General features: G+C 59.3%; 15 protein-coding genes and 2 pseudogenes. 9 read left to right on the top strand and 8 right to left on the bottom strand.

All coding sequences use genetic code 11. The features are described from left to right. The first annotated feature begins 202 nt into the window (after positions 1-202). The 5 genes and pseudogenes from NKI01_RS24195 to NKI01_RS24175 form a co-directional block, all read left to right on the top strand. Positions 203-3,202 carry an N-6 DNA methylase gene (locus NKI01_RS24195; protein WP_352964958.1) on the top strand — a complete coding sequence of 1,000 codons (3,000 nt, stop codon included), beginning with the start codon at positions 203-205 and terminating at the stop codon, positions 3,200-3,202. Beyond that, positions 3,199-3,924: a hypothetical protein gene (locus NKI01_RS24190; RefSeq protein WP_352808546.1), complete on the top strand. Its 726-nt coding sequence runs from the start codon at positions 3,199-3,201 to the stop codon at positions 3,922-3,924. Before NKI01_RS24195 ends, NKI01_RS24190 begins: the two co-directional genes overlap by 4 nt. Before the next feature lie 192 nt (positions 3,925-4,116). Then, positions 4,117-4,393 (top strand): annotated as a pseudogene (locus NKI01_RS24185) (ferredoxin family protein). 30 nt (positions 4,394-4,423) lie between these two features. After that, a complete protein-coding gene (locus NKI01_RS24180; RefSeq protein ID WP_352964956.1) occupies positions 4,424-5,044 on the top strand; it encodes a nitrogen fixation protein NifQ in 621 nt (206 codons plus the stop codon). 174 nt (positions 5,045-5,218) lie between these two features. Next, positions 5,219-5,946 (top strand): annotated as a pseudogene (locus NKI01_RS24175) (ABC transporter permease); the annotation flags it as partial. Between the two features lie 222 nt (positions 5,947-6,168). Here NKI01_RS24175 and NKI01_RS24170 read toward each other — a convergent pair. The 3 genes from NKI01_RS24170 to NKI01_RS24160 form a co-directional block, all read right to left on the bottom strand. Then, positions 6,169-7,386, bottom strand: a complete 1,218-nt coding sequence (locus NKI01_RS24170; protein ID WP_352964954.1) for an MFS transporter — start codon at positions 7,384-7,386, stop codon at positions 6,169-6,171. Positions 7,387-7,443: 57 nt separating this feature from the next. Beyond that, on the bottom strand, positions 7,444-8,880 hold the full coding sequence (rpoN, locus tag NKI01_RS24165) for an RNA polymerase factor sigma-54 (RefSeq protein ID WP_352964951.1): 1,437 nt from the start codon (positions 8,878-8,880) through the stop codon (positions 7,444-7,446). Between the two features lie 68 nt (positions 8,881-8,948). After that, complete coding sequence (locus tag NKI01_RS24160) at positions 8,949-9,482, bottom strand: peroxiredoxin (RefSeq protein WP_352466644.1); 534 nt, start codon at positions 9,480-9,482, stop codon at positions 8,949-8,951. Positions 9,483-10,970: 1,488 nt separating this feature from the next. On the opposite strand from NKI01_RS24160, the gene NKI01_RS24155 reads away from it, so the two are divergent. Further along, positions 10,971-11,414 carry a DUF4158 domain-containing protein gene (locus NKI01_RS24155; protein ID WP_352964949.1) on the top strand — a complete coding sequence of 148 codons (444 nt, stop codon included), beginning with the start codon at positions 10,971-10,973 and terminating at the stop codon, positions 11,412-11,414. Positions 11,415-11,935: 521 nt separating this feature from the next. Here the strand turns inward: NKI01_RS24155 and NKI01_RS24150 are convergent. The 5 genes from NKI01_RS24150 to NKI01_RS24130 form a co-directional block, all read right to left on the bottom strand. Beyond that, complete coding sequence (locus NKI01_RS24150) at positions 11,936-13,171, bottom strand: HAD-IA family hydrolase (protein ID WP_352964947.1); 1,236 nt, start codon at positions 13,169-13,171, stop codon at positions 11,936-11,938. A 1-nt stretch (position 13,172) separates the two neighbouring features. Next, positions 13,173-14,225: a DNA-processing protein DprA gene (locus NKI01_RS24145; protein WP_352964945.1), complete on the bottom strand. Its 1,053-nt coding sequence runs from the start codon at positions 14,223-14,225 to the stop codon at positions 13,173-13,175. A 54-nt stretch (positions 14,226-14,279) separates the two neighbouring features. Next, entirely contained in the window at positions 14,280-14,675 is a 396-nt protein-coding gene (locus NKI01_RS24140; protein ID WP_352964943.1) for an XRE family transcriptional regulator, read from the bottom strand. Between the two features lie 131 nt (positions 14,676-14,806). Beyond that, positions 14,807-15,175: a Tn3 family transposase gene (locus tag NKI01_RS24135; RefSeq protein WP_352964976.1), complete on the bottom strand. Its 369-nt coding sequence runs from the start codon at positions 15,173-15,175 to the stop codon at positions 14,807-14,809. A 458-nt stretch (positions 15,176-15,633) separates the two neighbouring features. Then, the gene (locus NKI01_RS24130) at positions 15,634-15,921 is read right to left on the bottom strand and encodes a hypothetical protein (protein ID WP_352964941.1); all 288 of its coding nucleotides are present in this window, start codon (positions 15,919-15,921) and stop codon (positions 15,634-15,636) included. A 576-nt stretch (positions 15,922-16,497) separates the two neighbouring features. On the opposite strand from NKI01_RS24130, the gene NKI01_RS24125 reads away from it, so the two are divergent. The 3 genes from NKI01_RS24125 (at position 16,498) to NKI01_RS24115 (ending at position 19,003) form a co-directional block, all read left to right on the top strand. Continuing rightward, positions 16,498-17,238, top strand: coding sequence for a GntR family transcriptional regulator (locus NKI01_RS24125; RefSeq protein ID WP_352964940.1), 741 nt, complete (start codon positions 16,498-16,500; stop codon positions 17,236-17,238). Positions 17,239-17,300: 62 nt separating this feature from the next. Next, positions 17,301-18,092, top strand: coding sequence for an ABC transporter ATP-binding protein (locus tag NKI01_RS24120; protein ID WP_352964974.1), 792 nt, complete (start codon positions 17,301-17,303; stop codon positions 18,090-18,092). Positions 18,093-18,151: 59 nt separating this feature from the next. Continuing rightward, positions 18,152-19,003 (top strand): lysine/arginine/ornithine ABC transporter substrate-binding protein, encoded by an 852-nt coding sequence (locus NKI01_RS24115; RefSeq protein WP_352964938.1) that lies wholly within the window; start codon positions 18,152-18,154, stop codon positions 19,001-19,003. The last annotated feature ends 17 nt before the right edge of the window (positions 19,004-19,020 follow it).

Raw genomic sequence — 19,020 nt, 5'->3', positions numbered from 1 at the left:
AGCAAATCACTCAAGGCGGCACCTCCTGCCACCTTGAATCACCCAACAGAGATCAACTCAACAAATTAATGGGTCCTGACCCTAGCTAAGTCATTGATGACGCTGAGCTTTTGATTTTTTGGTTTCTTAATGGATTCAAAAGGTTAGACGTTGTACCGTGCGTTGCGCGGAAGTGCCGTGTGGTTCCGTAGAGTTGAGGGAATTGAGCGAACAGGCCACGATGCAGCCCGGGATGCACGACCGCCTCACGGCGGTTCGCGACCTGCTGGGTTATTCCGAGCGCCAGACATATTTCGAATTGGCCGACCTTTCCCGGCTTCCGACGCTTCCGTATGTCGTTAGGCAGGCCCTGAGCGCTATGAAAATCCACGGCGTTTTCGCGCTCGAAGACGGTTTTCGGCCAGCGTCGCTCAAGCCCATCGTGTATCTCGCCAGTGCCGAATCTCCGGACGAAGTGGCCCACCTGCGCCGAGCGGTATGGAGCCAGGGCGTCGTGCCGTTCCTATTGATCGTCTGTGCGGACGAAGTGCTTGTCTGCGGTGGTTTCCAACCACCCGAAATCGACCCTATCAAGGTGCGGCTCAACGGAACGGTTGCGGAATTGCCCGCCGCCCTTTTGCACTACAGCGCCAACCGGATCGCGTCGTCGTTGACTTGGCGCGACCTTGATATTCATCGGGATTCTAGTGTCGACAATCAGCTGGTCGATGCCATTGAAGCGCTGAACGTACTGGCCCAGAAGAACTTTCCCGTCCTGGAAGGGCATCAGAACCTCATCAACGCGGTGATCGGCAAGTTCCTCTACACATACGTGCTGGCGGACCGGGGCATCCTTGCATCGGTTTGGCTTTCACGGAAGCTGGCCGGCAACGACACCCCGTCGCTCCCGCCCTTCGTCGAAGCGATCTTTTCCGAAAATCCCTATGACGACGTTCACGGTGCGTGGTCCGCAAGCGATGCGTTGGCCGCTTTCGACATCGTCGACGGCGCTATCAACGGCAGTGTCTTCAAGATAGAAGACGATCAGCGTGACCTGGTGACGGATGGCCTTTGCCGGCTGATCCATCGGGTGGTGCGTTGCGGCGACACCATCACGGCCGACGGTATACAACACAGCTTTTTCAACGTGTCCTTTTCGATCCTGCGCACGGAAACGATCTCGGCCATCTACGAACGCTTCATCAAAATCGAAGACATTAAGCAGAAGCGGGATGACGGTGTGTTCTATACCCCACCGCACCTGGTGGACCACGTACTGGATCGGGTGGAGGCGGTCGTCCCGATCACCTCCGACTCCGAATTAGTCGATCCCGCAGCCGGATCGGGGCTGTTCCTAGTCGGCGCGTTCCGGCGGCTGATGGAACGGTATACGCCTCGCGAGGGCTGGAAACCTCGGGATATCCGGCTGGCCAAGGCACTGTTGCTCAAGGGCATCCATGGCGTCGAGTTGCACGCACAGGCCGCGAACGTATGTCGCTTCAGCCTTTATTTGACCCTGCTGGATTATGTCGGCCAAGCGACGATCGACGAGCTTGTAGAGGCGGCCGGCGACGAAAAATTTCTCCCCGACCTTTCGGACAACGTCGTTTCCGAGAGCGCGTTCGCCACCAAGTTTCTCGGCCGCAAGTTCACCCATGTTGTCGGCAATCCGCCATGGTCGGCCTCGAGCGGCCAGAAGGATCGCACTAATCGGGATCAGGGGCGCGGCGAAGAAAGCGCTGGCGTCGCGGACTTCCGGACGGCATTGAGCCTTGCGAACGTGCCTGTCGGTCAAGCAAGGTTGTCGGATCTTTTCTTCTGGCTCGCGATATTCAAGTTCGCCGCCGACGAGGCGACTGTTGCCATGATCCTTCCGGCCCGGTCGGTCATCGGTCGGTTGGCAGGCCCGTTCGCGCACGCGATCGGAAGTCGGACAACGTTGCGCTGGATCGGCAGCCTGTTTCATCTTCGCAGGAAGCTGTTCCCGGGCGTGGAAGCCTCCGCATGCGTGGTCGTGGTCACGAACCGCCAGCCGAAAGCCGATGACAAGGTCGCGGTTTACCGCCCGCTTCTGTCCTCGCTGCCCGGTGGCAGAACGAACGAGGTTTGGAGCTTGCTAGCCTCGGATTCCGAGGTTCAATATCAGAGGGCAAAGGATTTCGGGGTAGGCAAAAGCGGGTGGTTCACCCAAGCTATCCTGAGTGACTTCGATCGCCGCATGCACGACGCCCTGACGGTTTGGTCCAATTTCAACGACAAGACCTTGGCGCATTTTTTAGAGAATTCGGGTCTTGCGATGGGAAAAGGTCGCAGCGGTCAGGATGCCGGTGTTTCACGCCGTCCGGTAGCTGAAGGATCGGAAAAGTCCGTTCAGATCATGGCTTTGACGCAAGCTCAGTTGCGGAAGGTGACACCGAAATTCAGGGGTTACTTCGCAGGCGAGGTCATTCTTGTGCCGCGCAGCATGGCCCAGGCGCTCTATTTCAGCGAACCGGTGCTCTATCCATCGACCTTCAACGTGATCGTGAGGAAAAGCCAGGTAGCGGCGATGGAAGCGGACGAGTTCGCCAAGAGCATACCATTTCCTGTCGGGTTCGAAGCGGCGTTCCGTGCCTTTATCGATTCCGGCGTAGTGCGGTACTTCGCGTCGATATACGGCGCCAGTTACCTTATGGATAAGGCTCGCTTCGAGAAGAACGATCTATTGGCAATTCCTTGCCCGTTCACGGACTGGTCGGACGAGAAGTTCCTAGCATTGGGCAATTCGACTCAGGTTGATACGGATATCCTCGACGCCATGGATGCCGGCAAAGACTTCAAAGCTGCCTTTTCCGAATTCAAGGAGTTCCGGCAATATTTCGCCAACGCCCAGTGTCCGGTAGGCAGTCAAAGGAACGTTAGCGAAGCCACGCGCCGCAGCTATGTCGATCGCTTGCAGGCCGAGCTCCGGGCGGCGGTCGGCAGGAGCTTGCCCATGAGCGTCGACATTCAGGCACAAGACGGCGAGGTCTTCCCGATTAGTATCCGGTTCGGAATACGCCGCGAGGAGTCCGTTCAGCCTCCGATGGGTAACGGCTTCATCGGCAACGCAGTAGTGGTCCCGACAGTGGACGGTGATGGAGCCTATATCTTCAAGACTTCTGCTAGGAGCGCGTGGACCATTGACCAGGCCGTTACCGATGCCGCAACGCTAAGGCGGTCTCTTCGGAGTTGGGTCCAGTGAGCCGCTCCACATTGGGCGCCGTACAGAACGCTGAGTGGGCGGAGTTTCTCGGCAATGCCATAGGGGGGCTTCATGTCGCTGCCGACGAACTGAAGCTCAGGCGGGCGAAGTATGAAGCGAAAAAAGACTGGTTCCGCAAGGGCAAGGCCGGGATTCCGCAAGAAGAGGCGGTGAGCCGTGCCTTGGCGGACCTTTTCGCCTATCGCCGCGCCCAGCAAGCACTCTCCGACCCCGCCAACGGCGACGTCGATCTCCGTCACATCTCGATAGCTTGCGAGACCCCGCGGCCCCTGGATCCCGGCATCAGCAAGCAAGCCAAGCCCACCGACTACACGATCATTTTGATGCGGGAGTCCGAACTCGATTTGCGCATCGAAGCCAAGACCGTACTCGATGAGCGCGAAATCAAGGCGGAATATCTCGGGCTGCGGGGGCTGAAACGGTTCGATGACGCCAGCAATCCCTACACGATTTCTTCGTATGGGGGCATGGTCGCCTATGTCGTCGATCACGACGCCCCGACCTGGAGCACGAAAATATCGACCGCAGTGCTCGCCGAAATCGGCCAGGACCGAGCCAGTTCCATAGAGCTGGGGGCTCGCAAGCATCACGTCTCCAAGCATAACATCCCGGTCGCGACGCGAGAAATGACCGGCAACATCGAAGTAAATGTCGTCCACTTCGTGTTGGAGGTCGAGGCTTCGCCTTCCCGTCGGACGTAAATGGCGGTCGGCGCAGCTTCAATCGCTGTTCCTATGGCCTCCGGCCGGAGCGCAGCGTTCACCTGTTCGCACAGTGAGGATGCAGCTTCAGCATTGCGCTGGCCTGCGTGCGCTCAGCAGCTGCAAGAGCTCGGTTGGGTTGGAGAATTCACGAAGACACTCCCTTTCGTCACTTGTGAGGGCTTCAGACGGATGCCGCAATATCTGACCGGTATCGATGGCAGGGCCTGGATCGGCTGCTCCCGCTGTCTCAAAGTCTGCTCGCGCGAGGTCATGCATCGTTACTGTGTCGGTGATGTGGGGGAAATCCTCAGCGTCTGCGACGCCGAGGATACGATTTCGGTGGCGAGCTCAATCGCGTGGTCATGGCCGTCGACATACCGGCCTTTGCATTGGCTGCGGAGCCTGGCGCCCGCTTCTGCCCGAAGAACTGCCCGACCATGTTGCGGCCGGCCGGGTCGCTGCATGACTTGATAGAACAAACCAGGAGAACGGCACCATGTTTGCCCAGCGCTATGCCCGGCTCAGCACCGGCCAATGGCCGCAGATCGAGCTGGAGAGGAGGTTCGACCAGCATGTGCTTGCCTGTGTGCTTTCACGTGCGCTCAAGGAAATCGAGGCTGGCGAGGCGACGGCGACGGAGGCAACCGGCCTTTCGCGCGCCGAGCTGCGCGATGTCCTGGCCCGCAGTTTCCCTGCTATTTCTATCAACGCGTTTGCCTTGGAAGAGGTGAGCGAGCCCGAGCCGGAGCTGGAGGAAGAACTTCTGCGCGGACTGCTGCTGGCGCATGCCCGGCCGGGCGACGAGGCGAGCGCCCGCTTCGCCAAGATCATCGCCCGGCGTGCCATGCGCAATGACCATCTCTGGCAGGACCTTGGCCTTTTTAATCGTACCGAGCTCGGCCGCATGCTCGCCTCGCATTTTCCGACGCTGGCGGCCGGCAACACCCAAAACATGAAATGGAAGAAGTACTTTTACCGCAAGCTCTGCGAGGCCGAAGGTTTTTCGCTGTGCAGAGCGCCCAGTTGCCGGGAATGCAATGATTTCGAAAGCTGCTTCGGCCCGGAGGAAGGCGAAAGCCGCCTCACACGGATCAAGAACGGCATCGCCTTGGATTAAGAGCCGCTTTCGTCAGTCTTACAAGCGCCAGGGCTCGCGCCGCGCCATATGTCTCTTGTCGAATGGCGAACTGACGCCTTCGAGGATTTGTATGCTGTGCCTGCTGTCCGGTTGCTCCTACGCTCGCTTCGGCGGCCGCCGTCATCATGGCGGTGCAGGACCCCGACCCGCACCATCGCCGCCGAGCAACTGGTGTTCTCCGTGCCGTTGCTGCTCGCCTGCCTGGCCGGGCTCTATTCGGAGGCCCGAGGGCAAGATGCTGGCCGGCACCTTTGCCGGCGCTTCGACGGCCGCGGCTACAGGCTCGGCCCGGCGCGGCCTCGGCGCCGCGTAGCTACCGCCGTGTTTTTTGGCGCTAGCGCACGGTTTCGCCTCGATCACCCATCGCGGCGACCAGATCGTCTTGGGCGTCGCCATCAGTTTCATCGCTGCCGGCTCCACCATCATTCTCGGCCAGGCCTGGTTCCGGCGGGCGCCCGCCGGCGCTCTCCGGATACTCGCAATTCGAGGCGATCGTTGTGCTCACCGCCGAAGCGGTGCGCGGCGTGCCCGGTGCTCGGACAGGTCTATTCCGAGCTGATCTACGGGCCATTCGCTGCTGGTCTATGTCGCGTCCCTGATGGTGCCATCTACCTGGTGGTGCTGTTCGCACCCGCTTCGGCCTAGGCTGCGCGCGGTCGGCGAAAATCCGGCCGCCGTCGGTACCACCGGCATTTCGGTGACCTGCCTGCGCTATCGCGCGGCATCTTCACCGGCGTTCTGGCGGGCAAGGCCGGCGCGTACCTGTCACTCGCCCAGAATGCCGGCTTCGTGAAGGACATGACCGCCGGCGAGGGTTTCATCGCGCTGGCAGCGCTCATCGTCGGCAAATGGAAACGGTGCCGGCAATGTTCGCCTGTCTGGCGAAGATAGCCATGGCCCGGAGGTGAAAGCCGGCGAGGCGCTGGCGCTGGTCCACGGGAGGCCAACACGGACCAGGCGGCCGCGGCGATCCAGTCGGCCTATGCGCTCGGCGAAACGAAGCCTGCAACCGCCAAAGTAATCGTGCGGGGATCGCGCCGCGCGGTGCATGCGATTGCATCTCTCGTCCCGCTACGCTGCTGAGGCCTCTTCTGTCAGGCGGTCTAGGTTTTGCGCTTCGGGCCGAGCAGGAACACTGTCAGGGCGGCGAGGAACGTAGCAACAGCACTGTAGGCAATGGCACTGGTAATCCCGGCATTGTCCACCAATAGTCCGCCGAAAATCGCGCCGGCTGCGATTGCCACTTGGAATGCTACGACCATCAGCACACCGGCGCTTTCGGCCTGCTCGGGAACGGCCCGCCGCACCATCCACGTCTGTAATCCCACCGGCACCGCGCCGAAGGCAAAGCCCCACGCTGCAACCGCAATCGCCGAGGCGAAGGCCGATGCTCCCGTCGTCAGCAGCGAAACAGCGGCTATCGCTATGAGCAGCGGTGCAAGGGCCGCGACTGCCTTGAGACTGTACTCCGCTAGAAGCCCGCCGGCCAAATTGCCGAAGAATCCGCCGATGCCAAAAGCAAGCAACACAAGCGAGATCGTCTCGACGTCAAGCGCGGGAATCTTCTCGAGGAAGGCGCGGATATAAGTGATTCCGGCGAAGTGGCCGGAAGCGACCAGCAGGACGACCACAAGCGCGACCTTGACCATCGGAATCTTAGCCACATCCAGCAGGCTGCGGAAGCTAGCCACTCCAATCGGAGGCAGTCTCGGAATGGTTATGAGTTGCACCAGCAGTGTAGCCGCGCCGCCGACTGCGGCGAGCATGAAGGCGCTTCGCCATCCCCAGATATCGCCGACATAAGCGCCGATTGGAGCTGCGCAAACGGTAGCCACGGAAACGCCGGTGAGGATGATCGACATAGCGCGCGGCAGGAGGTGGCTTGGAACGAGCCGCATCGCCAGTGTTGCCGACATCGACCAGAAGCCTCCGAGCGCTATGCCGAGCACGACGCGTGCAGTCAGGAGAACCGCCAGCGACCACGCGCCGGCCGCCAGAACGTCCGACAGGATCAGCAGCAGCGTCATCGCCCACATGACGATCCTGCGGTCCAGGCGCTTTGTGATGATGGCCACCGTCGGCGCCGAGATCGCCCCGACGATAGCTGTCGCCGTCATCGCTTGTCCAGCCGCTCCCTCGGTGATACCGAGATCATGTGCGAGCGGCGTGAGCAGGCTAACAGGCAGAAACTCTGCCGTGACCAGCCCGAAGGTGCCCAAGGAAAGCGAAATGACCGCACCCCATGCGGGACCAGACGGTGGGACGGGCTTTTCTGGGTCGTGCAGAACAGCGTCCATGACGCCTGCTGCGGATTGGGTCATGAACGAAGTCTCCACTTTGATGCAATGCAACGTGATGTTGGCTGCCTTGACCCAAATCTAAAAACACAAGCGCATTTCCCGGCGGCGTTGCACGGAGGAGGGGATGTTCATTGCTTCGCGATATTTTGTGACGGTGCGGCGCGCAACATCGATGCCGGTTTCCTTCAGCCGGACAGCGATGTCCTCATCGGAAAGCACGTCGCCGGGAAATTCTGCGGCAATGATCGCTTTGATCCGATGCCGGACAGCTTCGGCGGAGTGCGCATCGCCGCCTTGGCAGGACGCGATCGCGACGGTGAAAAAATACTTCAGTTCAAAGACTCCGCGCGGGGTAAGCATGTACTTGTTCGAGGTCACCCGGCTTACCGTCGACTCGTGCACGCCGATCGCGTCAGCGACGGTTCTAAGATTGAGAGGCCGCAGGTGGGCGACGCCATGTTCCAAAAAGGCATCCTGCTGACGCACGATTTCAGCCGCAACCTTAACAATGGTCTTGGCGCGCTGATCGAGGCTGCGGATTAGCCAGGTCGCGTTTTGCAAGCATTCGTCGAGAAATGCTTTATCTTTCGAATTTTGGGGAGTTTGACGCGAGACTTCGGCATAGTAGCTTTGGTTGATCAGCAGCTTTGGCAGCGTGGCAGGATCAAGTTCGATCTGCCACCCGCCTTGCGGCGAGGGCGTGACCCAGACGTCGGGTATGATTGATTCAGACGCACCGGATTGGAATCGGTTCCCAGGCTTGGGATCGAGCGCCCGAATCTCATGCATCATGTCGAGAAGGTCTTCTTCATCGACGCCGCAATGCTGCTTCAGTGCCTCAAAATCGCGTCGCGCAAGCATTTCAAGATTGGCAACCAAGGATGCCATTGCCGGGTCGAGCCGATTTCGCTGGCGCAACTGAATCTCGAGGCATTCTCTGAGACTTCGCGCAAAAACTCCCGGTGGATCAAATTGCTGCAAGGTTCCGAGAACCCGTTCCACAACAGCCTCATGGACATTCAGGCTCTCGGCCAGCTCCAAAAGGTTTGCCCGAAGATAGCCAGTATCTTCCAGATCGGCGGCAAGCTGGCCAGCGATCAGCCGCTCCTGTGGTGTGAACGCAGTGAGGGCGATCTGACGAGCGACATGGTCGTGCAATGTTTCGGCGAGGGTGGCAAACTCGTCGAGGGAAGGGCCATTGCCCGGCGGGTTGTTGGTCGTGTTGCCGAGTGATTTCCATTGCCCGAGCCGTTCAGGCGACCCTGCCCCGGTCGGTCCTTCAACGGCGTTTGCGCCAGGGCCGACAGGCTGATCCGCTCCCGAAATCGAAACATCGCCAAAAGGCCCGCCATCGTTTGACGCAGATTCCAAGAGCGGGTTCTTCTCGATTTCCCGCTCCACGAACTGATGCAGTTCAGTATGCGCCAGTTGCAGCAAGCGAATCGACTCAATGAGTTGAGGCGATGCGACCATGGATTGCTTCTGGCGCTGAAGCAGGCTTGCTGAGGATTGCATGTGAGCGCGATAATCCTGTCGAGGAGCCTCTTGGGGCGGGCAATGGCACCAGTGAGACGTTTTCTAGGTCATGCGGCGGCTTTCAGCGTTTCCAGAACGTTTTGCGGGGATGAGACGCCATAGGGGTCGGCCTCGCAGTTGTCGGAGAAACCTTCCTCCTCGAACCACTGCTCCACCACGCCATTGTTGATCAGGGCGGCGTAGCGCCAGGAGCGCATCCCGAAGCCGAGATTGTCCTTGGCGACCAGCATGCCCATCTTGCGTGTGAACTCGCCTGAGCCATCGGGGATGAGCTCGACCTTCTGCAGACCCAAGGACTTCCCCCACGCATTCATGACGAAGGCATCGTTGACGGAGACGCAGTAAATCGCGTCAATTCCCTCCTTCTCAAACTCATCATAGAGCTCTTCGAAATTGGGCAGTTGGTAGGTCGAGCAGGTCGGAGTGAAGGCGCCAGGCAGCGAGAACAGGATGACGCGCTTGCCGGCAAAGTAGTCGTCAGATGTCTTTTCTTCCCAGCGATATGGATTTGGGCCCTGGACTGACTCATCGCGAACACGCGTGAGAAAGGTGACGAAGGGAACCTTCTTTTGAACGGTCATCAACTTGCTCCTCAGGAAAAAACTGGCGCGCCGGATTCTGGCAGAGGCTGGCGCAATACCGAGCAAAGGCTCGTATGCCGGGCATGAAATGAGGCCCTCGCGGCTCGCACCCTCCTTTTTCCATCCCGATGTAGGGGAACGTCTTGGCTGTTGGTCTTCGTCACCCGAACGCCATCGATCTGAGCAAGTGGAGGCTGTCGAGCCGCTGGGGCAATCTTTCCACGGCTATGGCGCCGGAAGCGGCATCCATCGCTCGCGCTCGTGCCCGGGACAAAGTGATAGCGGGCCCGAAGTAGCCAATATCGAACGCGTGCGGAGGCCTCAAATGTGACTTCACGCAAGAGACCCGCGTTACTGAGCTGGTTCGGCGTATCGTCGATATTTGCCAGTGACCCGCCGACCTTGGCTTCGGTGGCTCTCTGATGGGGCTCTTGGACACTCACATGTTGATCAGAACCGGTAAACGGCAATTGCGCGAGCGCCATGTGTTGGCGTGCCGGCATCGGACCAGCCGTGCGCGAAGCGGCTACCGAGCACGGACCTCCGGGGGAGACGATGTCCCGATGTTCAGCGGGGACGGGCGCCGTCTCCTCAGGCCACGGTCTAGAGCTTCGCGTGTCGGGCATGGCGCAAGTCGCTTTCATCATGATTTGATAGGCTCTAACCAGGAGCAGCAAGCGGCGTGCCATTTCAAATAGAGGTGCTTTTGGAGCGATCCTTTTTCTTGCGAGGACCGTGTCTTCAAGATCGGGCGCGCCCTATAACCGCCTCGTCATCACACTCGACAAAGGTGCTGTATGGTGCGGATATGCGGCGGTTCCGCACCGGCTGGACAAAGACGAACCGGAAGCCGAGCCGATGCAATACTCACACCGGCGGGGATTGCAGTGATTGCGTAGCGTCTGCCCGCTAGCGTGTTCTTGCGTGCGCACGCACGGCTATCGCGAACACGCGCCTGTCGGAGCCATCATGAGCGCGCGCGCTTCGGCAAGCGCCTGGTTCCGAGAGGAACGAATTGCCCAAGCGTGTCTATTTGCAACCCTCTTATGTTCGAAACTGGACAAGAATGTCGCAAGCCCGACCGAAAGGTCCCCGAGGCGCGACCACCGGCTAGGCAAGCGGTGGAATGCAAACGGAGCGCCAAATCCGGCACGCAAGTTGGCGTCAGGGTTTGGTTCGGGCCGTGTAAACCAGCTAGACAAGCGATAGCCTCAGGGGAATAGACTGTGAACTGCATCTGCTCTGGAGCCCAAGGCTCTGGCGCCATTGTTCCTGTGGCACGAACTCGACAATCTTTGTAGCATTTATCAATCCGGCAAAGAGCGCGTCAGATTTACCGATCTTGATACGCTGCCATTCGGCCCAGTGCGTACGTCGCTGCGAAAACGGCCAACTGCAAGAACAGATGGAGAATCTTCTGCTTCGGTGTTGAAGGGACATACTCGCAAGCAAAGATAGCCATCGGAAGGCTAACCGTGGGAGCGTGGCGTGCAGCAGTATTGGGATGGCGCGGAACTCGCCAGATGGTGGAGCCTCAACTTTGATGAACTCGCGCTGATCGAGACAAAGCCGTTACGGACCAGGCTTGGTTTTGCTGCGCAGATGAAGATGTACCGCGGGGCGGGAAGATTTATCAATCACGCGAGTGAGATTCCAGCGGAGCCTATTGATTATCTTGCCGAGCAGCTTTCCGCCGCGCTGACCGATCTCGATGGCTACGATTGGGCTGGCCGCACCGGCCGCCGCCATCGGGGAGGAGATATCAGCCCTCCTGGCTCTCGGCGTCCCAATTTTTGCCCGCAGTCAGATGAGGTGCCTCCTACGGCAACTGGGGGCAGGACAACAACGACTCGAAAAACGACACGCCGCGGACACGTGCTCTGTTCATGGCCTATCTCGTTTTCTCGGGAGGCCGCATTCCGCTGCGCTTGAATGCACGTTCTTCAGGCCCGACGTCGGAGTCGCGGGCGCCCTTGTCAAGAAAGTGCCGGAGAATTCTTGGTCACGCAGGACGGATGGGCGTTCGTCGCCGAGACGCTCGAAGTACTCGGCATGTAGTCGGCCATGCAGGACGGCAGAGGTCAAGGAGCGCGCCAGCTTAGTCGAAAGGGGCTAACTCGGTTTCTAGAGGCAATTTACATTCACAGAGGGACAAGTGTTTCTCAACAGAAGCAACACCATAGCGGATGGTTCGCCAACCCTCGTGTGTTCTCACATGGTCCGGCGAACCTGCGGACCACCGGACGTTGCAGCATGAAGACCGCCTTCCTTCTGATGGCCGATATGAGGGTAAGGCAGGCCAAGAATCGCCACCGCCGAGCTGGTTATTATGACTGGGTGCCAGGAGCGTGGATATGCGTCTCCCAGCGCCTCCGTTGCGAACCTCGACCGATCATCGTCCCCCGCGCTCCCGGAAGGTCGTTTCAAACGCCAATTCGCGGACGAACCCGCGCTCAAACATCTTCGGTGTGCTGGCAGTGGTCCGGATATCCGGAGCACCCCCAAAACTTTACGTGAGTCGTCGAATTGGTTCGGACCTTCATAGATCTTCCGCATACTGGGCATATCTTGCGCGCAAAAACACGCTGGTCCTTTGCCAGAGTCATTACCCTGACTTCGCCTGCGCCACTGGCGGTCAACGTTCGTGCGCACTCGCCGGTGGTTTCGCCGGTCGTATAAACATCGTCGATGATAAGAACCTTATTGCCGTTCCATTTGAAGTTGGACTGAAACGCACCTTTGATCGCTTCGGAGCGCTCAAGCGGTTTCATCTGTTTGTAGCCTTCGATCTCCTTGACGCATCGTAGCCCCTTCAGCTCGATCTCGATGTCTTCGTCGAAATGGGTGGCCGCGTCATTCAGGAGCTGTTCGAACCGATTGCGCTGCTGAGATGGCTTCATCGGCACCGGCACGACGTAATCCGGTGCCCAGTCGAGATTGGCTATGGCATTGCCGACAGCCTCGCCGAGGATCTTGGCTCGGGTGTCGTCGTTCTTCAGCGAGAGGACTGCAGCACTAAGCGCGCTCGTCGCGTGGCGCGGATCGGAGGCGGTGAAATATCTGCCGAGCGCGTAGACGACAGGGTCGTCGTCGCAATGGAGGATGGAACCCCAATGGCTGTGGAAGTCCCAGCCGCTGGTCAAGGCTTCGCCGAGATAGCACCGCCCGGCAATCCGATCACGACGCAGCAGGGTCGAGGCCTTGGACATGAAAATGTCCGGAGCTGTCGAGGAGAGCTCGAAGACTGAGGACTGCCCCCATTTGACCGCGACCGAGGCCAAGCCTGCGTGGTACGCGGCTTCCACATCGCCAACGTCATCGCCGATATAGAGCGAATCCCGGCTGGGCGGGATGCCAAGTAGCTTAAGCGCCTTGAGCAGAGGCTCGGGATCAGGCTTATGGTTTTCGGTGTCGCCGTACGTGACGAGTACGTCGTAGGGAACACGGAACTGCTGGAGGACGGCTTCCGCATACCATCTCGGTGAGGAGGTCACGATCCCCACGGTTTGTCCGTCCGCCCTTAGAAGACCTGGCAGTTCGTGCGGAGCGGACCGTCCTTGGGCCGGAAAGGGGCGAATGAGGCGCATGTTCTGACGCACTCCCTCCCACATCTGGGACCGTCGCAACTGGGCAAGCGCGGAGCTGTCGACAAGCGTCATGTCGAGGTCGAAGAGAAAGATGCCCGGCATGTCAGAGCATCGACATCTGAGCAGGCGATGATGCGGGGCTTAGCGCGGGTTGTTCCGCCCCGGTCATGCGTGTCTCGAGCAGGTTGAGCATGGAGGCGTAATCTTCTCTGCTCGCCAGTGGCACGGCGACGGGCTGGTCGCGGAAGCGTTCTAGAAGGATGCGGCGATAGTCGCCTTCTGCTCGGGCAGCGTCGGCGAACTGCGTTCCCGGCATCTGCGTCAGTGCCAGTATGCCTTGGCTCTTCGGCTCAGCAGCGTGCCGTCCCAGCGGGACCGGGGCAAACAGCAACCGGTTCTGCTGGATCGTGAAGCGCACCGTATGCATCGAGCCGCCCTTAATATCGGTTTGTATCACGAACGTCGCTACCGAGAGCCCGCTTTGCAGACGATCGCGTTGGACGAGGTTTCGGGGAGACGGCGGGACGCCGAAAGGCTGTTCGCTGACGAGCGCACCGTCCTTCTCAAGAATTTCGTCGGCCAGCTTGGCGTTCTGTCTGGGATAGATCCCGTCGAGTCCACCTGCCATCACGGCGATGGTCCGGCCACGGTGACGCAGCGCGGCCTGATGGCTGAGCGAGTCGACGCCAACCGCGAGGCCGCTGACGACCGCCCAGTTCGCAGCAACCAGCGTCTCGACGATTCTGTCGCTGACGATCTCTCCGAACTCGGACGGCTCGCGCGTGCCGATGCACGCCACGCTGCGAAACGGCGGCAGCTTGCCTTTGATGAAAAGGACGGGAGGACGATCCTGGAGCGAGCGGAGCGCGGCGGGGTAGTCTTGATCAAAAACAGAAAGGACGCGAATACCGCGCCGATCGGCCTCGTCGAGCACACGCTGAGCCTTCTCGCCAGCATTGGCCAATGCGGTTGGTTCGTGGAGGCTCTCGGCTACCGAGGCCGAAACGACGGACCTGAGTTTCGCAGGTTCCGCGTCGGCGATAGCGTCGAGAAGAGAGAACTTCTCCGCGAGGCGTTCCGCGGTGGCCGGGCCAATGCCACGCAAGGCCGTGAGCGTGAGAATGCCTGCAGCGGTTTTTGTTTCGGTCGCGATCATCGAATTCAGCGCCTTTCACAGATTTGGCCGCTCGTCGGCGTTTGGAACCTATGGCTATCGAGTCTGAATCGAGGCGTCACGACTCGCCTCCGCTGTCCTGCCTTGGCCATCGAGGCTGGCGCATGGAGCTGGGGGGTGAAACCTCCCGAGGCTATGAATGCAGAAAGTAGGTCGCTTCGGGAGCTTCACCGTGAGTTCGAGTTCGCCGCCGACTGCCTCGACATAGCCACGCAGTGTCGAAAGATACATGTCGGCCTGCTTTTCGATTTTCGAAACCGACGGCTGTTTGATATTGAGCGCGGCGGCCACTTCGGCTTGAGCCTTGCCCGCGATCCGGCGGAGCTCACGCAGACCTTCAATTTCTTGCCTCAGATCAGCATGGCGAGCGTCGATCCGATCGCATTGGTCCGGCGGTAGTGCCGCGATGGCTTTATCAAAACGGCGGCCCATGCCGTACTCCTCATTTGGACTATCCGGCATTACCATATTGCCCCATAGCCGGAGATCTCATTTTCTCTGGGATCTCAGCAGACGCGACCGTCGCAATCAAGAAAAACCCATCGAATCTGCCATTCGATAGCTTAGAGGCTATGCGCGGTCAACGGAATGCGTCCTGCCATGCAGGCGGCAAAGCCGTCGTTGGATCGCCGGCAGATCTCCGCCCAGGCGTCGAGTTCATCGACGGCGTACCGGACCGACCCAGCCGAAGTTGCGGTAGACAGGCCCGCGGTCGAGCGACCGATAGCGCGCCAACGCCTCTCATGGAGCAGATCGGCATAGGACACACCCTCCGTCCCGGCACTGACGCGCTTCAGACCGGCATTCGTGCCGAGTCCATAGAGCCAGAGCAGCAGCCGGCTCTGCAAGGTGGATGCATCAAGGATGACGCGGTCGCCCGAGGTTTTGAAAGCCTCCAAACATCCGGTCCTGAGTGCCGCTTCCTTGAGCACGTCCCGCAAGCCTTTGCCCGGCCCCGGCGCTCGATTTCGGCTTTCACCGCATCGAGGTTCGGCGGGGGTAACGGTTCCAGCGGCGAGAGCGAGATGCGGTTGCGGCCGCGCCAAAGAAGCCGGACATGCGGGTTGTCGGGCAGTCCGGCGTTCCGGCGATGCAGCGCAGCCGCCATCTCCACCTTGAACCGGGATACGAAGGCTTTCAGCCCCACCACCCAGATTTGCTTGCAGCAAATTGGCTCCCGTAACGCCGTCAAGACACAGATATCATAGTTGGGCGCTGCATTATTCGATCGAAACTCCAGAAGGCTTAACAGCGTCGGCAACATACGCCGGTAATGGCTGCCATAGGATGACCGCAAACCGTATGGACCCGGCTCTGATAGGAACCGCCGGCCTTGTACTCGCGGACAACCGCGGCAAGTACCACCTGATCAGCGACGGGAAAGATGACATCACACACCGCCCCTTCCGGTGTCGCAATGGCCGCCTCGGCTCCGCGCCAGAATTCCCTCCTTGCCGTGGACCTTCTGATAATCCCTCGCGATCGTCTTGACGACCCTGCGTTCCGCCATCGTTGCCATCTTGTGCACCGTCTCGATCAGAAGATCGACAACAGCGTCGACGATTTCCCGCACGCGCGGAACAAGATAGATCGCGTAGAGGCCGAGCCGGCGCGGTTCTGGATGCCGGCGCACCTCGCGGGCCGTCTCTTGGCCGACGCGACGATAGAGTTGTTCCAAAAGTGGGCGCCGCGAACGCCAACCAGATCTGCGGGAAGCCGCAGCGACTGGATGAAGGAAAGCCGTTCCGCCACGGCAAGGATGCTTTCCAGCCCAAGCCGGCCAGGATCCGCCTTCATCGTGTTGAAGCCAGTCGCACCGTCCGTCGGCCAGTGAAGCCTCCAGCTTCGTGATCGCGTCTACATGCAGCCCGGCGGCGATCCGTTCTAGAATAGCAAGGCGCTTTCGAAGCCGCGCCGCACCGAGCGGACCAATCGCTTCACCTCGCCGTCAGCCGGGCTTTGGAGACCATAATCCCGGCACCACAGACAAACCTGCTCGACCATCGCTCCTAAGGAGATTGCCGCGGGGCAAATCTCTCGTCCGGACGTCAGAAAGGTCAAAAGCCAGATCACTACGAGGTTCGAGTGATGGGGAGCTTGTCCTGAGCTACCGCTACGAACTTGGGTCAGGTCTAAATCGCTCTTACCGGCCCGACCACCGACTAGGAGTGACCAATTCGCGCTGCTTGACAGGCTGGCCTTAGTAATGCAGATTGCCGGCAATCGACATTTAGCATGCGCGAGAGGAGCCCCGATGCGGGAGAGTGAGCGGGAACAGGGAAGTCTGAACAGCGCTCTGAAGCTGCTCCGGAATGTCTCCATTTCGGAATTGGTCTATCAGCAGGTGCACGAAAGAATTCTGTTAGGCGAGCTTCTGCCGGGCGAACATATGAACGAGAACCGACTGGCCACCGCGCTTGGCGTAAGCAGGCCCTCGGTCCGCGAGGCGCTCCGGCAGCTCGAGAAGGACGGCTTGATTGAAATCACCAAGAACAAGGGGCCGTTCGTCCGCGACATGCCCCCCGAAGAGGCATGGGAACTTTACGACATTCGCGCTTCCTTGGAGGCGCTCGCTGCAGAGCTTGCTGCGAAGAACCGCACTGAAAACGATCTGAGCCTGCTCGCTCAGTGCCTCAAGAATATGGACGGCGCAATCGCGCGTGGGGAAGAGCCTGCGATATTTGACCACGCCGTCAACTTTCATCGGCTCGTAGCGGCGATGTCCGGCAGTCAGAACCTTGTGGACATGCTGAAGAGCGTCTGGGGGCGGCTTGTCCTGTTCCGCAGCAAGTTCTCGCGCCTCCATCTTGGCGAGCCGGGGAACACCGAGGAAAAGCGCATCTTGGCAGCCATCCAAGAACGAGATGCCGACGCAGCATCAGCTCTTATGAAAACTCACATCATTGGAGGAAAAGAGGGCTTGATGAGGCATGCGCAGGAGCATGAAGCGTCAGCCGGGAGGAAGGCTGCTGCAGTTGGAAGGAAACAATCATGAAGTCGTCAGGCCTCCTTTTCGCGGCTGCTTTACAAAGCGCGTACGTCACCGAAGGCACGGCGATGCCCAATGTCCCTCCGGCTATCGGCAATCGACCAACCCTCGTTGCAGAGGACATACATAAGAGTTTCGGCACGCTTGAGGTGCTGAAGGGAATGTCGCTCGAAGCCAACAGAGGGGACGTTATCTCGATCATTGGCAGTTCGGGTTCCGGCAAGAGTACCTTCCTGCGCTGCATGAATTTCCTCGAGATGCCGAGCAAAGGTCGGATTGCGGTCGGTCAAGATGAAATCAAAGTTGAGACCAGCCATAAAGGCCGTCTGGTTGGGCTCGATCGCAAGAAAATCGACCGGATGCGGATGCAGCTTGGCATGGTGTTTCAGAGCTTCAATCTGTGGTCGCACATGTCGGTACTACAGAACGTCATGGAGGGGCCGGTCCACGTGCTCAAGCAGCCGAGGAATGAAGTGCGAGACAGAGCCATGGACCTCCTGAGCAAGGTTGGAATTGCCGAAAAGCATGGGAGTTATCCCTCTGAACTGTCCGGTGGCCAGCAACAGCGTGTGAGCATTGCCCGCGCACTTGCGATGGAGCCGGCCGCTCTTCTGTTCGACGAGCCCACATCTGCGCTTGATCCAGAGCTAGTGGGCGAGGTCTTGAAGGTTATCCGGCAGCTCGCGGAAGAGGGACGCACCATGATCGTGGTCACTCATGAAATAGGTTTCGCTCGGGACGTCTCAAGTAAGGTCGTCTTTCTGGAAAAAGGGAGGATCGAAGAACAAGGGACACCAGAAGAAGTATTCAGGAACCCCGCTTCGCAGAGGTGTCGAGAGTTCCTTGCAAGCGTTCTGTGAATTGATCGTGACGCCAGCATTAGATAAACCTCAAACAACGACGACCAGAGGGAGAGAACATGAAAAACTTCAAAATAAATGCGTTGTTCGTAATTCTTGCAGGCGCTGCATGTGTGGCAGGGCAAGCAGTGGCTAAGGATTATAAGAGTATCTCGATAGCAACGGAAGCATCGTACGCACCCTTCGATTACAAGGACGCTGGCGGCAGTCTGATGGGTTTCGACATCGATCTTGGCAACGATCTTTGCAGCCGCATGAGAGTCGAGTGCACGGTCGTGGAGCAGGCTTGGGATGGGATCATACCGTCACTTGTCGCTGGCCGCTATGACGTGATCCTCGCCGCAATGGACATCCAGCCTGCTCGCGAAAAGATCATCTCTTTCACGCAACCCTATATCAGGACGCCGATCCGTTTCATCGCCCCGGCTGGCAGCCCCTTACTCGACTTCAAGAGTGACTTGGATAGCCTTGCGCTTGATGACGTGAGTCCCGAGGAGCGGGCGGCGCTTGATAAACTGGGTGAGGCTCTCAAGGGAAAGAAAGTCGGAGTGCAGGTCAGCACAACCACCGAGAGCTTCATGAAAGAGCTGCTGCCGAATGTTGAATTAGCGAGCTACGACACTGCCGACAACATGATTCTCGACCTGAACTCCGGTCGGATCGACGCAAGCTTATCCTCCTTGGCTCGCCTTAAGCCGTTGACCGAGAAACCCGAAGGCAAGAATCTCAAAATCTTCGGGCCAAACATGACCGGCGGACCTTTTGGCAAGGGTACTGGCATCGGTGTCCGCAAGGAAGACGAGCAGCTGCGCGAAATGTTCAACAAGGCGATCGCCGAAGCGATTGCCGACGGCACGATGAAGAATCTGTCGATGAAATGGTTCGGTTACGACGCGACACCGCTGAATTGATGCTCCTCTGGAACTGG

Source organism: Mesorhizobium sp. M0815 (assembly GCF_040319995.1).
In the GTDB taxonomy this organism is placed as follows: domain Bacteria; phylum Pseudomonadota; class Alphaproteobacteria; order Rhizobiales; family Rhizobiaceae; genus Mesorhizobium.
Note: the sequence above shows the minus strand (reverse complement) of the source record. Positions and strands in the feature narration are given on the sequence as shown.

Coding starts and splice junctions, on each gene's coding strand:
- NKI01_RS24160 (WP_352466644.1), bottom strand. CDS start 9,482: ATGACCGTTCAAAAGAAGGTTCCCTTCGTCACCTTTCTCACGCGTGTT.
- NKI01_RS24150 (WP_352964947.1), bottom strand. CDS start 13,171: ATGCCGGGCATCTTTCTCTTCGACCTCGACATGACGCTTGTCGACAGC.
- rpoN (WP_352964951.1), bottom strand. CDS start 8,880: ATGCAATCCTCAGCAAGCCTGCTTCAGCGCCAGAAGCAATCCATGGTC.
- NKI01_RS24125 (WP_352964940.1), top strand. CDS start 16,498: ATGCGGGAGAGTGAGCGGGAACAGGGAAGTCTGAACAGCGCTCTGAAG.
- NKI01_RS24180 (WP_352964956.1), top strand. CDS start 4,424: ATGTTTGCCCAGCGCTATGCCCGGCTCAGCACCGGCCAATGGCCGCAG.
- NKI01_RS24170 (WP_352964954.1), bottom strand. CDS start 7,386: ATGACCCAATCCGCAGCAGGCGTCATGGACGCTGTTCTGCACGACCCA.
- NKI01_RS24115 (WP_352964938.1), top strand. CDS start 18,152: ATGAAAAACTTCAAAATAAATGCGTTGTTCGTAATTCTTGCAGGCGCT.
- NKI01_RS24120 (WP_352964974.1), top strand. CDS start 17,301: ATGCCCAATGTCCCTCCGGCTATCGGCAATCGACCAACCCTCGTTGCA.
- NKI01_RS24140 (WP_352964943.1), bottom strand. CDS start 14,675: ATGGGCCGCCGTTTTGATAAAGCCATCGCGGCACTACCGCCGGACCAA.
- NKI01_RS24145 (WP_352964945.1), bottom strand. CDS start 14,225: ATGATCGCGACCGAAACAAAAACCGCTGCAGGCATTCTCACGCTCACG.